Source organism: Nonomuraea terrae (assembly GCF_044465245.1).
Classification (GTDB): domain Bacteria; phylum Actinomycetota; class Actinomycetes; order Streptosporangiales; family Streptosporangiaceae; genus Nonomuraea; species Nonomuraea terrae.
Genome location: NZ_JBITLL010000001.1, coordinates 485,775 through 500,060, shown reverse-complemented (window position 1 = coordinate 500,060; position 14,286 = coordinate 485,775). Strand labels below are relative to the sequence as shown.

The 14,286-nt window shown below is 72.5% G+C and carries 11 protein-coding genes and 1 tRNA gene; 9 read left to right on the top strand and 3 right to left on the bottom strand.

Features of this window, described 5'->3' with window-relative positions:
• Positions 1-8 precede the first annotated feature (8 nt).
• On the bottom strand, positions 9-1,508 hold the full coding sequence (pdxR, locus tag ACIBP6_RS02410) for a MocR-like pyridoxine biosynthesis transcription factor PdxR (RefSeq protein ID WP_397047969.1): 1,500 nt from the start codon (positions 1,506-1,508) through the stop codon (positions 9-11).
• A 72-nt stretch (positions 1,509-1,580) separates the two neighbouring features.
• Here pdxR and ACIBP6_RS02405 point away from each other — a divergent pair, with 72 nt between their 5' ends.
• The 9 genes from ACIBP6_RS02405 (at position 1,581) to ACIBP6_RS02365 (ending at position 12,401) form a co-directional block, all read left to right on the top strand.
• Positions 1,581-2,219 carry a pyridoxamine 5'-phosphate oxidase family protein gene (locus ACIBP6_RS02405; protein WP_397047967.1) on the top strand — a complete coding sequence of 213 codons (639 nt, stop codon included), beginning with the start codon at positions 1,581-1,583 and terminating at the stop codon, positions 2,217-2,219.
• Positions 2,220-2,303: 84 nt separating this feature from the next.
• Positions 2,304-5,168, top strand: a complete 2,865-nt coding sequence (locus ACIBP6_RS02400; protein ID WP_397047965.1) for a serine/threonine-protein kinase — start codon at positions 2,304-2,306, stop codon at positions 5,166-5,168.
• Positions 5,169-5,527: 359 nt separating this feature from the next.
• A complete protein-coding gene (locus ACIBP6_RS02395) occupies positions 5,528-7,285 on the top strand; it encodes a serine/threonine-protein kinase (protein ID WP_397047963.1) in 1,758 nt (585 codons plus the stop codon).
• A gap of 21 nt (positions 7,286-7,306) precedes the next feature.
• A complete protein-coding gene (locus tag ACIBP6_RS02390) occupies positions 7,307-8,767 on the top strand; it encodes a hypothetical protein (RefSeq protein ID WP_397047961.1) in 1,461 nt (486 codons plus the stop codon).
• A gap of 43 nt (positions 8,768-8,810) precedes the next feature.
• Entirely contained in the window at positions 8,811-9,851 is a 1,041-nt protein-coding gene (locus ACIBP6_RS02385; protein ID WP_397047959.1) for a DUF2510 domain-containing protein, read from the top strand.
• A gap of 72 nt (positions 9,852-9,923) precedes the next feature.
• Positions 9,924-10,517, top strand: a complete 594-nt coding sequence (orn, locus tag ACIBP6_RS02380) for an oligoribonuclease (RefSeq protein ID WP_132620027.1) — start codon at positions 9,924-9,926, stop codon at positions 10,515-10,517.
• 69 nt (positions 10,518-10,586) lie between these two features.
• Positions 10,587-10,662: transfer RNA gene (locus ACIBP6_RS02375), tRNA-His, on the top strand.
• A gap of 156 nt (positions 10,663-10,818) precedes the next feature.
• Complete coding sequence (locus ACIBP6_RS02370) at positions 10,819-11,043, top strand: helix-turn-helix domain-containing protein (RefSeq protein WP_132620029.1); 225 nt, start codon at positions 10,819-10,821, stop codon at positions 11,041-11,043.
• A gap of 137 nt (positions 11,044-11,180) precedes the next feature.
• Positions 11,181-12,401 (top strand): NAD(P)/FAD-dependent oxidoreductase, encoded by a 1,221-nt coding sequence (locus tag ACIBP6_RS02365; protein ID WP_397047957.1) that lies wholly within the window; start codon positions 11,181-11,183, stop codon positions 12,399-12,401.
• Here the strand turns inward: ACIBP6_RS02365 and lat are convergent.
• Both lat and ACIBP6_RS02355 read right to left on the bottom strand, forming a co-directional pair.
• A complete protein-coding gene (gene lat / locus ACIBP6_RS02360; RefSeq protein WP_397047955.1) occupies positions 12,391-13,668 on the bottom strand; it encodes an L-lysine 6-transaminase in 1,278 nt (425 codons plus the stop codon). The two genes, ACIBP6_RS02365 and lat, sit on opposite strands and share 11 nt — an antisense overlap.
• Positions 13,669-13,717: 49 nt before the next feature.
• Positions 13,718-14,260 carry an HdeD family acid-resistance protein gene (locus ACIBP6_RS02355; protein ID WP_397047953.1) on the bottom strand — a complete coding sequence of 181 codons (543 nt, stop codon included), beginning with the start codon at positions 14,258-14,260 and terminating at the stop codon, positions 13,718-13,720.
• Positions 14,261-14,286 lie beyond the last annotated feature (26 nt).

Genomic DNA, 14,286 nt, shown 5'->3' with positions numbered 1-14,286 from the left:
GCCCGGCTTCACCGAGCCGTCGCCCGATCCCGAGCCGGCCCGCTGGTGGGCTCGGCACGTGCTGCCGGTCGACCCGATGTACGCCGCCCGCGCGTTCCCGATCCTGCGTCGGCTGGAGCCTCCGGACGGCCCGCCCGGGTGTCGCTGATCAGGGCGGCCAGGATCCGGCAGCCGCGCCGGACGTCGGGGAGCGAGGCGGAGCCGTACCCGATCACGAGGCCGTGCAGGTGAGCGGCGCCATGGTGGTGGCGCTCGGTGGAGTCGAGCAGGACGCCCGCCCGCGCGGCCCGCGCGACCACGCCCGGCACCAGAGACGCGGGCAGCTCGGCCAGCACGTGCAGCCCGGCCGTGTCGCCGCGCAGGCGGCAGACGGGGCCGAGGATCTCGACGACGGCGGCACGGCGGCGGGCGTACTCCAGGCGCATCCTGCGCAGGTGGCGGTCGAGGTCGCCGTGCTCCAGCAGGGTGGCCACGGCCTGCTGGACGGGGCCGCTGGTGCGGTCGGCGACCGTGCGGCGCAGGCGGGCGATCCGGCCGACCAGCTCCGGGTCCCCGACCAGCCAGCCCACGCCCACGTCGGGCGCGAGGGTCTTGGACAGCGTGCCGAGCAGCACCACCCGCGAGGGGTCGAGGCCGTAGAGCGCGGGCAGCGGGGCGACGTCGTAGCGGAACTCGGCGTCGTAGTCGTCCTCGACGACCGTCGCGCCCGTCTTCCTGGCCCAGGCGAGCAGCCGCTCGCGGCGCGGGATCGGCAACCGGCCGCCGAGCGGGTACTGGTGGGCCGGGGTCGTGTAGAGCACGCGCAGGTCGCCGGGAAGCCCGTCGACGATCACGCCGTCCTCGTCCACCGGGCAGGGCACCACCTCGGCGGCCCGCGCCGCGAACACCGTGCGGGCCACGTGGTAGCCCGGGTCCTCCACGCCCGCGCGGGTGCCGGGGCCGAGCAGGGCGAGCGCGCACAGGTCGAGGCCGTTGCCGGTGCCCCGGGTGACCAGGATGTTCTCCGGGCCGACGGCCATGCCCCTGGCCCGGCGCAGGTGCTCGGCCAGCAGCTCGCGCAGGCGCGGCAGGCCGTACGGGTCGGGTGAGTCGCCGGGCGGCAGGTCGGCGGCGCGGCGCCAGGCGCGCTTCCAGGCCGCGTGGTCGTAGTCGCGCACCCAGGGCTGGCCGGGCGTGAGGTCGATCGCGTCGGCGGGGGGCAGCGGCGGATCCGGCTGGTACGCGCCGCGCCCCGGCGGGCGGGGCGGCTGCTCCATCTCGGCCACGAACGTGCCGGAGCCGTGCCGGCCGTCGAGCCACCCCTCGGCGTAGAGCTGCTGGTACGCCTCCATCACGACCGTACGGCTGACCTCGAGCTGGGCCGCCAGCGCCCGCGTGGACGGCAGCCGCTCGCCGGGCGCCAGCGCCCCGTCGAGCATGGCGTGGCGCAGCCGGTCCGCGAGCTGCGCGATGAGCGGCTCGGCGGAGTCGCGGGACAGGGATATGGGCAGGTCGACAGCGGTGCGCACCGGAAGTGGTCTCTATGAACAGGTTGATAGTGGCCCTACAGGATAGGTCCACTTTGTCGTTAGGGTCCAATCATGCTGTCCACCACTCCCCGCACCACGCTGGGCCGCGAGAAGCAGCGCGGCAGCACCGACAGGAACGATCTCTACGACGTGCTCGACACCGGGCTGGTCTGCCACCTCGGCGTGGTCGTGAACGGCTGCCCGATGGTCGTGCCCACCGGCTACGGCCGCATCGGCGACACCCTCTACCTGCACGGCTCGACCGGGGCCTCCTCGCTGCGGGCGGCCGACGGCGCCGAGGTGTGCGTCACGGTCACGCACCTCGACGGCGTCGTGCTGGCCCGGTCGGTCTTCCACCACTCGGTCAACTACCGTTCGGCGATCGTCTACGGCCGGGCCCGGCTGGTGACAGACCCGGACGAGCGCCTGGCCGGGCTGCGCGCCCTGTCGGAGCAGCTGGCCCCCGGCCAGTGGGACTATGTCCGCCTGCCCAGCCGCAAGGAGCTGGCCGCCACGGCCGTGCTGGCGCTGTCGCTGGAGGAGGCGTCGGTCAAGACGCGGCGCGGCGGGCCGAAGGACGACGAGGAGGACTACGCGCTGCCGGTGTGGGCGGGCGTGTTGCCGCTGGTCACGACATGGGGTGAGCCCGAACCCGATTCGGTGCTCCCAGAAGGTATCGAAACCCCGGTTCACATCCTCCATCGGGAGTAGTTCCATGAAACCGGGCCACCTGGAAAACCCTGCTCCTTGATCACACGTCTCATCAGGTGGGCCGCCTCCTGATGGGAGAGGCGTATGCAGTGGAGTGCCCCCGGATACACGGAGATCAGGCAGCTCGGGCGGGGTGGGAGCGGTCGCGTCGCGCTGGGCGCGCACGACGCGACCGGGATCAGGGTGGCGATCAAGTACCTGTCCGAGGAGCTGCGGCACGACGGCGCGGCGCTGGCCAGGTTCCAGTCGGAGGCGCGGCTGCTCGTCACCCTGCGCGATCCGAACATCGCCACGATGTGGGAGTACATCCAGGACGCCTTCGGCGCCTGCATCGTGATGGAGCTGGTGAACGGCGTCTCGTTACGGGCGCTCATGCGGGAGCACGGCCCGGCCGGGCCCGAGGCGGCGCTGGCCGTGCTGAAGGGCTCGCTGCTGGGGCTGGCCAAGGCGCACGAGCTCGGGCTGGTGCACCGCGACTACAAGCCGGAGAACGTGCTCGTCCGCGACGACGGGGTCAGCAAGCTGGTCGACTTCGGCATCGCGGTGCGGCATGGCACGGTGGCCCGTCCTGAGGGGACGCCGCCGTACATGGCGCCCGAGCTGTGGGCGGGGCTGCCCGCGACGCCCGCGACCGACGTGTACGCGGCCACCGTCGTGTTCTTCGAGTGCCTGACCGGGCACCGGCCCTACCGGTCCACCGAGCCGAGCGTGCTCGGGTACCAGCACGTGCACGCGCCCGTGCCGATCCACGAGGCGCCTGCACCGGTGCGGGAGCTGGTGCGGCGCGGGCTGGCCAAGGACCCGGCCGCGCGGCCGGGGAGCGCTCCGGCGTTCGTCGGCGAGCTGGAGAGTGCGGCGCGGGCGGCGTACGGGGAGGACTGGGAGGAACGGGGACGGCGGCGGCTGTCCGGACTCGTGGCCCTGCTCGCACTCTTGCTGCCGGAGCCGGCCCCGCCCATGCCCGAGACGTCCACGTCGCTGGCCAGGACGGTGTTCCATGACCTGCGCTCGATGGCGCGGCGGGTGGGGCGGTCGAAGGCGGCCACGGGAGCGGACGGGCCGGACGCGGTAGGCGCGGCGCGAGCGGACGCGCCTGCGGTGGCGACGGCGGCGACGGGGCCGGACGTGCGGCGGCCGGCCGGGTCGAACGTGCGGCGCATGGCGACGGGAGGTGCGCTCGCCACGGTGGCGGCCGTGACGGCGGTGATCGTCCTGGTTTCCAGCCGGCCGGTGCCCGAGCAGCCGATCGGCGCAGCGGCGGCCGTCCCGCCGAGCCGAACCCCGACCGAGCCGGTCTCCGCCCCACCTGGGACGCCGGGACCGAACACGGACCCTGGGAACACGCCCGCGGGCTCACCACAGGCGGCCATCCCCCTGGACACCGGGCCGCCGGGCTCCCCCGAAACATCCGGCCCCGACCGAGACCCCGTGGACGACGCGGCAAACCCCGACACCCCACCCGACCCGGACCCCGCCGACCCCGGCAACCCGGACCCCGCTGATCCCGGCAACCCGGACCTCGACGAACCGGCGGACCCGGACCCGGGTCAACCGGGAGACCCAGACACGGGCAATCCCGGCAACCCCGGCAACCCAGACCCAGGCCAACCGGGAAACCCGGACCCCGGCGAACCAGGCAATCCCAGCGACCCGGACCCGGGCGAACCGGGAGGTCCGGACCCAGACCCGGGCGCACCCGGAGATCCAGGTCCCGGAGATCCAGGTCCCGGTGACCCGGGGAATCCTGGGGAGCCTGGTCCGGGTGAACCGGGGAACCCCGGCACTGGTGATCCGCCTCCCGGGGAGGAGCCGCCGTCCGGCACGCCGGTGCTCGCGGCGGACGTCGGGGCGATCACCGTGAACGCCCGCGGCGTCGCCTCCGCAACGGTCACGCTGCGCACCGGCGACGCCGGCCCCGTCACCGCCACCGCGACCTGGAGGGCGGCCGGAACGGGCGGACACACCCAGCGCGTACCGCTGCGCGGTTCGACCCGCTACACCCGCACGCTGACCTGGGCGATGGGCGAGCGCCCGTGCGGCAGGACGGTCACGCTGACCTTCACGACCGCCCCCGCCTCCCCCGGGGGTCCGGCGAGGGCCTCCCTGTCCGTGCCGCCGTGCCCGGCGCGGGTGACGGGCCTGGACGTCCGCCTGGCTCTCCCCGAGACGCCGAGGCGAGCCGCCGCCGTCACCGCGACCACCGCCCCCGCCACCGCCACCGCCACCGCCACCGCCACGATCCGGGTGACCACGAGCGGCACCGGCGAGATCCCGGTACGGGCGTGGTTCGCGGTCGGCGACAATCCGGCGGGGACGCGCGACACCACCCTGTCCGGACGCCGGTCCTACACCAAGCGGTTCGCCTTCCCCCTCAGGTCCCGCCCGTGCGGCTCCTGGCTGTCGGTACGGGTGAGCGCCGGCAGCCGTACGGACACCGCCCGGACCCGGGTGGTCTGCCCGCCGCAGGTCCGCCGGGTGGCGATCGTCGAAGCGGCGGCGGGTCGCGGCGTCAGCGCCCAGGTCAGGGTGACCGCGGCCGACACCCGCCCGGTACGGCTGACGGTCAGGTTCGCCGCCGGCCGGCGGGTGGACACGCGAACCGTCACGCTGTCCGGCGAGACCTCGTACAGCATGGCCCTGTCGTCGCCGCTGCGCCTGACGTGCGGCACGAGGTGGTCGGTGACGGCGCTCACGACCCCCGCCGCGGCGAACGGCCCCGACCGCCGCACCGGCGCCACCCCCGCCTGCCCGGACACCCCACGCGAGCCCAAGCCCGACGAGAACTCCCCCGAACGGGACGAGACCACGCCCAAGCCCTCCGAGGGCACTCCCACCCCCACCCGGAACGCTCCCACCCCCTCCGAAAGCGCTCCGGCACCCGGCCGGAACCCGGCGCAAGACTCCCCCGACCCCGACGAAGGAGGCCCTGAGCCGCCCGAGAACTCCTGAGCTGTCCGAGCGCTGCCGATCCGGAAAATGGAGCTCGGGGCCGGAGCAGGAGAGCCGGTGGCCGTGTCGCGGGAGCCCCGGAGCCGGAGCGCAACGGCCGGCGGCCGGACCGCGAAAGCCCCGAAGCCGATCACGAGGGCACCGACCCTCAAGCCGGTGCACGAAGGGCGGGGCTTGATCGGGCCCGGCTTGATCGGGCCGGGCTTGATCGGGCCGGGCCGCTCGGCCGGGGACCGGGCCGGTTGGCAGGCGATATTTCTGCCTTATCGGCACTTCGGGGGTCAGAACGTGGTCCGCTGTGGTTAAGCTACGGACCGTTTGGTGCGGGTGGGGGCCCAAGTACTCCAGAGGAGACCGTTATGTACGGTAATGGGCCATGGGGGGTCCCCGGCTACACCGGGGTGCGCGAGCTCGGCTCGGGCGCGGCCGGGCGGGTCGTGCTCGCCAGACGCGACTACGACGGCGCCGAGGTGGCCATCAAGTACCTCAGTGACGAGCTGAGGTCCGACGTCGGGTTCGTCGCCCGGTTCCGGCACGAGGCCCGCTTATTGGGCACACTGCGGAGCTCCCACCACGCCAGGCTGATCGACTACGTCGAGTCCGGCCAGGGTGCGGCGATCATCATGGAGCTGGTCAACGGGGTGTCGCTGCGCGAGATCCTCAAGTCCGAGGGTCCCACCGGCGCCGAAGCCGCGCTGACCGTGCTCAAGGGCTCCCTGCGGGGCCTGGCCGCGGCGCACGCGATCGGCGTCGTGCACCGCGACTACAAGCCCGAGAACGTCATGGTCCAGGCCGACGGCATCAGCAAACTCGTGGACTTCGGCATCGCGGTGCGGGCCGGCGAGGACGCGGAGGCGGCGGGCACGCCGCCGTACATGGCGCCCGAGCAGTGGTCGGGCGCGCCGGCCGGGCCCGCGACCGACGTGTACGCGGCCACCGCCGTCTTCTTCGAGTGCCTGACGGGCACGCGTCCGTTCCGCGCCTCGAACGTCATGGTGCTGGCCCACCAGCACCAGACCGCTTCCCCGCCGGTCGAGGAGGTGCCGGCGGCGCTGCGCGGCCTGGTCGGGCGGGGTCTGGCCAAGGACCCGGCCGAGCGCCCGCCGTCTGCGGAGGCGTTCCTCACCGAGTTGGAGGCGGTCGCGGCCGAGGCGTACGGGCTCGACTGGGAGGAGCGCGGACGCCGCCGCCTGGCCGCTCTTGCGGGCCTGCTGGCGCTGCTCTTCCCGATCCGGCTGGACGAGCCGGCCGAGACGGAGACCGCGCTCGCCGAGACCCGCTTCGGCGAGCCGACGCGCGGTCTCGGCAGGTCCGCACGCGCGCTGGGCAAGCTGCCCGCCAAGATCGCCGTCACCGCGTCGGTCGTCGGCGTGCTGGCCGCCGCCGCGGTGATCATCGTGAACGCGTCGTCCGACGAGGCGGTGCTGCAGGCGCAGACCAGCCAGGGCACGCCGGCGACACCGGTGCCCGGCACCTCCGCGCCCACGGATCCGCTCGATCCGGACGAGGAGCCGTCGCCGGAGGACACCACGCCGGAGACCGAGCCGGAGACCGAGACCGAGCCGACCGCGAGCGACGCGCCGCCGCCGTCCGTCCAGCCGGTCGCCTCCCAGCCCGTACAGACCGCCACGCACGTCCCCAGGCCCGCCAGGACGTCCGCGAGGCCCAGGAAGCCCGCCCGCACCACCACCCCGTCGCCGTCCGCCTCCCTGAGGCTGACCGGCGACGTAGGCACGCCCGAAGAGGCCTCCGAGTCGACGCCCACCCCCACCCCCACACCGACGTCCACGCCCTCGGCGCCGCGTCCGGCGCCGACGCGGCCCACGTCCTCGCCCGCCCCGACCACCTCCTCACCCGTCCCCACCGATGACGGCGATCCCTCCCCCACCGGAACACCCGGCGAGGGCGAGTCCCCGGACCCAGAGCCCACAGACACGGACCCCACAATCGGCGGCCCGAAGGACGGAGACACCGACGACGGGCCCGGGGAAGGGCCGATCCTGACGTCCGCCCCCACGGCAGCACTCGTGGCGCTGGGCCTCGTGACGTCCGGCGCGATACCGGCCACACTTGCGGTGAGGCGACGCATGGCCGGTCGTCACAGAAGGACGCGTTAGACGCGCCGGGGGGCGACGGCGATGGACAACACTGGACCCGGCATCGCCGGATTCCGGCTCACCCAGCACACCTGGCTGACCGAGCTCGGACACTGGATCGACGCCATCTCACCCGACGGACGCCGGGCGGGCGCGCTGCTGTTCGACCGGGCGGTCATCGGCCTGCCCGGCGTGCGCGACCGCGTGGTGCGAGCCGTCATGACCGACCAGCGGCTCGTGCTCGGCGGCCTGACCGGCCTGGTCCCGGTGGCCGACGTGGTCGCGGCGGGCGACCAGGTCTGGCTGCTCACCGCCCAGGCGGTCACGCCCACCCTGTCCGGCCTCCTCACCACCACCGGGCGGCGAGCGAACCCGGCCGTCGTCGGCGTGGAGGCGGGTGGGGCGGCGTGCGTGCTGGTGGAGACGGCTCAGACGCTGCTCACGCTGCACGCGGCGGGGGTCACGCACGGCTCGGTGCATCCGCGTACGGTCGTGATCACCGCCGAGGGGGCCGCTCTGCTGTCGGAACGGGGGCTGGCCGACGCCGTGCGTGACCGGGCCTCGGCGCCTGCGCATGACGTGGCGGGATGGGCGGCGCTGGCCCGGGTGCTGGCCGCGTCCTTCGGGGCGTCCGCGGTGGCCGAGCTGTTCGAACGCGCGGCCGCCACCGCCGGCGGCCATGGCCTGGCCGCCGCCCGCGACGTGCTCATCGACGGGCGCGGCGTGCTGCCCGGCGGCCGGATCGGCAGGGACACGCTGTCACGGGCGGCCCGCGACCGGTCCGCCTTCGCGCAGGCACCCCCACACGCGACCTCGCCGTACGGGATGGCCGACGAAGGGGACATCGTCACCTTGCGCCGCGTTCCAGAAGGGACCGGGGTGGATGAGGGCGACATCGTCACCCTGCTGCACGTTTCCGAAAGGACGACCGGGCCGGCGCGGTTCGCCCCGACCACCGCCCCCACCACCGGCCCGGCGCGGTTCGGGCCGGGGGTCGGGGCGCAGGAGCAGGGCGGGGAGACGGCGGCGCAGCGGATCTGGCGGTCCGGCGGCGACGAGGTCACCCTGCAACGCGCCGGGCGGGCGGCCAGGCGTTCGCGGGCCCGGCGCCGGCGGACGATCCTGTCCACGGCCGGGTTCGCGGTGATCATCGTAGGTGCGGTCCTGGCCTGGCTCCGGATGGGCGACGCTCCGAAGCTCGCGGTCGGCTCGGTCGACGTGGTGGCGCCGAAGAGGACGCAGGGCTGCGACAGCGCCGTCGTCATCACCGGCACGGTCGTCACCAACGGCGCCCCAGGCGAGATCACCTACGAATGGCGCAAGAACCTGGACGAGGACGTCATCAGGGGGACGTTACGCACGCGTTCCGACCAGACCTCCTACACCCTGCCGCTACGGTGGACGCTGCGCGGCGAGAGCGATGTCAGGGCCACGGCCACGCTGCGGATCGTCACGCCCGGCCCCGTACGCACCGGTAGGGCAAGCTTCAGGTACAAGTGCTGAAGCAGCAATGCATATCAAAGCGGTTCTTATTAACCTGGCGAACATGACCACGCAGACCCCCGCGGGATGGTATCCGGACCCCTACGGAGAGCCCCACCTCCGCTGGTGGGACGGCAAACAGTGGACGGATGCCATCCACGCCCACCAGCAGGGGGCACCAGAGGAGCAGCCGCCCTCCGGACCACAGCCGCAGGCGAAACCGCAGCCGCAGTCCGATCCCGGCTGGTCCGCGACGCCCGCGAACCCCACCCTCCAGTACGGCCGGCCGACCCACGGCCAGTCCGCCTACGGTCACCCGGCGCCGGCCCAGCCGCAGTGGAGCGGCCCGCCGCCCAAGCAGCGCAGCCCGCTGCCGTGGGTGTTCGGCGGCCTGTCGGCGCTGGTGGTGCTGACACTGATCGTGGTGGCGGTGGTCTTCGTCAACCGGCCCGTCACGCAGAGCGCGTCCCCCGAGCCCCCGGCGCCGAGCGACAGGTACATCCCGCCCTCCCAGGAGCCGCCGTCCCTGCCGCCCAGCCAGGACGCCGGCGCGTTCCCCCAGCCGTCGGGCGACCAGATCACCGATCCGCGCAGCGGCCTGTCGTTCGAGGTGCCCGACGGCTGGACGGTGCCGCCGTACGCGTCGGTCAACAGCGGCGACCCGAGCCGGCAGCTGTGGACGGCCGCGGCGCAGGCCACCGCGCAGCAGAACTACGACGGCCGGGACCACGACTGGATCGGCAACGTCTACACCGGCCCGCTCCACGAGCTCTATCCCTACTCGGGCGTCTCGGGGATGGGCGACACCGCCAAGGCGGTCTACGTCGACTTCTCCAGCCGGTACTACACGCTCGCCCACGAGAGCCGGATCGTCGAGGACAAGGCGATGAAGATCGGCGACAGGGACGCGTGGGTGCTCCGGTTCGAGCTCGACTTCAGCAAGATCTCCGAGGAGAACGGCTACGCGTGGAAGAAGGAGAACGGCGCGATCGTGCTGATGGACCGCGGCGAGGGGCAGAGCCCGGCCATGCTGTACGTCTCCGTTCCCGACAATCTCGGCACGGATGTGGTGAGCCAGGTTCTCGGCTCGCTCGAGCCGGCCTGACCCGTGGCACTAGGCTGGTGGATGACAAGCGGGCGGATTGGAGTGCTCCGAGCCGCTGGGCGAGGAGATCGAATGAGTGACTTGCTGGTCTGGATCGACTGCGAGATGACCGGGCTCGACCTGGGTCGCGACGCGCTCGTCGAGGTGGCATGCGTCATCACCGACAGCGAGCTGAATCAGCTGGACGAAGGCGTCGACGTGGTCATCAAGCCACCGCCCGAGTCGCTGGAGCAGATGTCGCAGGTCGTACGCGAGATGCACACCGCCTCCGGGTTGCTGCCCGAGCTGGCGGGCGGGGTGACGCTGGCGGAGGCCGAGTCGCTCGTGCTCGACTACATCCGCCGCCACATCCCCGAGCCGAAGAAGGCGCCGCTGTGCGGCAACTCGATCGGCACCGACCGCACGTTCATCGCGCGCGACATGCCCGGGGTGGATGCGTATTTGCACTACCGGATGATCGACGTCTCGTCGATCAAGGAACTGGTCCGCCGGTGGTACCCCCGTGTCTACTTCGCCGCGCCCGAGAAGCAGGGCGGGCACAGGGCTTTGGCCGACATCACGGAGTCGATCAGGGAGCTCCGCTACTACCGCGCGGCCATCTTCGTGGGCCAGCCCGGGCCCGATTCGGCGACCGCCAGAGCACTCGCCGAGCGTGTCACGGGCTAAAGGTGTGGCGTAAAAGCTCCCGAACCCCGCTACACTTTTCCTGTCGCCACCACTCAGGTGGTGGCCGCGGTGGGTGTAGCTCAGTTGGCAGAGCGCCAGGTTGTGGTCCTGGATGTCGAGGGTTCAAGTCCCTTCACTCACCCCACGGGCAACGGCCGGTTCCTTTGGGACCGGCCGTTGTCGTTTTTCCCGACAACCGCCCCAAATCGCGACATTGCGGGTTATGCTCACTGTCTACCGCTAACGCCGGAAGCACGGGGGCATCGGCGATCTGACCGACTGCGCGCCACCCGGAGGCCGGATGAGAGTCGAAGACGCCGCGTTCGACAGCGTGTTCACGTCTCTGAGCAAGCGTGAAGCAGAGGTCATGGACCTGATCGCCACGGGGCAGTCCAACGGCGAGATCGCGCAGCGACTGTTCCTCAGCGAGAAGACCGTGAAGAACCACGTCAACCGTATCTACGCCAAGCTGGGGGTCGACTCGCGCGTCCGCGCCATCGGCCTGTGGCGCTCCCGCCAGGAGTGACGGGTGTCATCCTGAACCGGACCTCCTGCGCCGTCGCGTGGACCTGGCACTTTCCGGGTGGTTCCCGGCATAGGGGTTTAAGAGATGCTGAGAGTGCCAGAGGCATCCTTGACGTCGTTCAAGGGGAGTGACTTGGCATGGTGCAAAGAGCGCGGGTCGTCGTCGTGGGCGCGGGTTTCGCCGGGCTGGCCGCCACACGCGAGCTGGCCAAGGGCGGCGCCCTCGTGACGCTGGTCGACCGCCATCCGTACGCGACCTTCCAGCCACTGCTCTACCAGGTCGCCACGGCCGGGCTGGGCACGAGCGACGTGTCGTACCCGGTCAGGACGTACACCGCCAAGTGGCCGAACGTGCGGGCGCGCCGGGCCGCGCTGAGCAAGGTGCTGCCGGACGAGCGGCGGGTGGAGTTCGAGGACGGCACCGGCCTCGACTACGACTACCTGGTGCTGGCCACGGGCGTCACGACCAACTGGCTCAACGTGCCGGGCTCGCGGGAGAACGCGCTGCCGATCTACTCGCTCGGCGACGCCGCGGGGCTGCGGCGGCGGCTGCAGCACTACCTGGAGGACACCGCGGCGGGCCGGCGCAAGAGCATGCACGTCGTGGTGGTGGGCGCCGGGGCGACCGGCGTCGAGATGGCCGGCACGCTGGCGGAGCTGCGCCGGCGCACGCTGCCGCTCACCCATCCCGAGGTGCGTCCCGCGCAGACCAGCGTGACGCTGGTGGAGCGGTTCGACTTCGTGCTGGCGCCGTACAAGCCGCGGTTGCGGGACGCGGCGGCCAAGGCGCTGCGCAAGCGGGGCGTGAACCTGCGGCTGGGCTCCACGGTGGCCTCCGTCGAGCCGGACGCCGTGGTGCTGCAGGACGGCACGCGGCTGCCGAGCGACGTGACCGTGTGGGCGCTGGGCGTCACCGCGCCCCCTGAGGTGGGCTCCTGGGGGCTGCCGCAGGGCAAGGGCGGCAGGGTGACGCTCACGGAGGCGCTGAACGTCCCCGAGCATCCCGAGATCTTCGTGGCCGGCGACCTGTCCGGGCCGCCCAGCCCGCTGCCCCAGCTCGCCCAGCCGGCGATCCAGATGGGCAAGCACGTGGGCAAGCAGATCATCGCGGCCTCGAAGGGGCTGCCGGTGCGGTCGTTCTCGTACCGTGATCCGGGGATCATGGCGACCGTGGGCAAGGCGGAGGCCGTGCTGCAGCTGCCCAACGGGATGACGATGCGCGGGCTGCCCGCCTGGCTGGCGTGGATCTTCATCCACGTCGCGTACCTGCTGGGCGGGCGCAACCGCGTCAGTGTCCTGCTCAACTTCCTGTGGCGCTACGCCGGTCCCCGGCGCACCGCCACCAGCGTCACCCAGTAGAAAGGGCGGCGTCCACGGCCGCCAGGCCGTGCTCGACGTCGGTCTCCGCGATGTTCAGCGCCGGGCGCAGCCGTACGGAGCGGGGCCCGCAGGGCAGCACCAGGACGCCGTGCTGCTCCCTGAGCCGGGTCACCAGCGCGTCGCGGGCGGCCTGGTCGGGCAGGTCGAACGCGCACATCAGGCCGCGGCCGCGGACGTTCGACAGGGTCTCGGGGTGCCCGGCCTCCAGTTTGGTGAGGCGTTCGAGGAGCATGGCGCCGACCGTGCCGGCCCGTTCGATGAGGCCGTCGCGTTCGACGATCTCCAGGATGCCGCGGCTGCGCACCATGTCGACCAGGCCGCCGCCCCACGTCGAGTTGATCCGCCCGCTCTGCTGGAACACGTTGTCGGGCACCTCGTCCACCCGGCGGCCCGCCATGATCCCGCCGACCTGGACCTTCTTGGCGAACGCCACCACGTCGGGGGCGAGGCCCAGCTGCTGGTACGCCCACGGCGTCCCGGTCGTCCCGCCGCCGGTCTGCACCTCGTCGAGGACGAACAGGGCGTCGTACTCGTGGCACAGGTCCTGCATGGCGCGCAGGAACTCGGGCCGCATGTGGTTGTCGCCGCCCTCTCCCTGGATGGGCTCGGCGATGAAGCAGGCGATGTCGTGCGGGTGGCGTTCGAAGGCCTCGCGGGCCTGGGCGAGCGCGCGTTCCTCGGCGGTCTGGACGTCACCGAGGTGGATGGCGGGCACGTCGATGCGCGGCCAGTCGAAGCGGGGGAAGCGGTCGGTCTTGGCCGGCTCGGTGTTGGTCAGGCTGAGGGTGTAGCCGCTGCGGCCGTGGAAGGCCCTGGTCAGGTGCATGACCTTGGTGCCGAGGTCGCGTGACCTGCCGGCGGCCTCGTTGCGGCGGCTCTTCCAGTCGAACGCGGTCTTGAGCGCGTTCTCGACGGCCAGGGCGCCGCCCTCGACGAAGAACAGGTGGGGCAGCTCGGGGTCGCCCAGCACGCGGACGAAGGTGTCGACGAAGTCGGCCAGGTGCTCGGTGTAGATGTCGGGGTTGGCCGGCTTGTTGCGCGCGACCTGGCCGAGCAGGCGGACGAAGTCGGGGTCGAAGGGCGGGTTCACGCCGAGCGGCGCGGAGGCGAAGAACGTGTAGAAGTCGAGGTAGCGGCGGCCGTCGCGGGCGTCGACCAGCCAGGAGCCGCGGCTGAGCTCCAGGTCCAGCACGAGGCGGTATCCGTCGACGAGGAGGTGGCGGGCAAGGCGGGCGTGTACGTCCATGGCGCCTCCACGGCATTCCTACGGTGGAATACAGGTATATACGTAAAATTTATGGGACATCTACCCTGCTGGAGAAGTTCTTCACCCGAAACGCCACGGCGATCATGGCGATGCCGTAGAGGATCGCGAAGACGCCGACGAGCCAGGCGAGGCTGACCAGGCCCGCGCCGGGCCGGATGATCAGCAGGACGCCGACGAGCACCGACAGGGCGCCGGCCACGATGAACGCCCACTCGTTGTCGATGACCTTGCGCAGATGGATTCCGGCCGCGATCTCCGCCACGCCGCTGAAGACGGCCCAGACGGCCACGACGTAGAGCAGGGCGAGGGAGGTGATGCCCGGCCAGACCAACGCCACGATGCCGGCCAGGATCCCGATGACGCCGGTGACGATGAGCCAGGCCCTCGATCGCGTCGCGTGACGGAAGCCGGCGAACAGCGCGAAGATCCCGCTGACCAGGGCGTACGCGCCGAAGAAGGCCACCAGGGCGAGCACGGTGATCCCGGGCCAGAGCAGCGCGAGGAAGCCGAAGACGACGGCCGCGAGACCGCGGAGCAGCAGCGGCCACCACGACCGAGAGACATCTACCATGCTGGTCTGCCTTTCCGGGACGCACC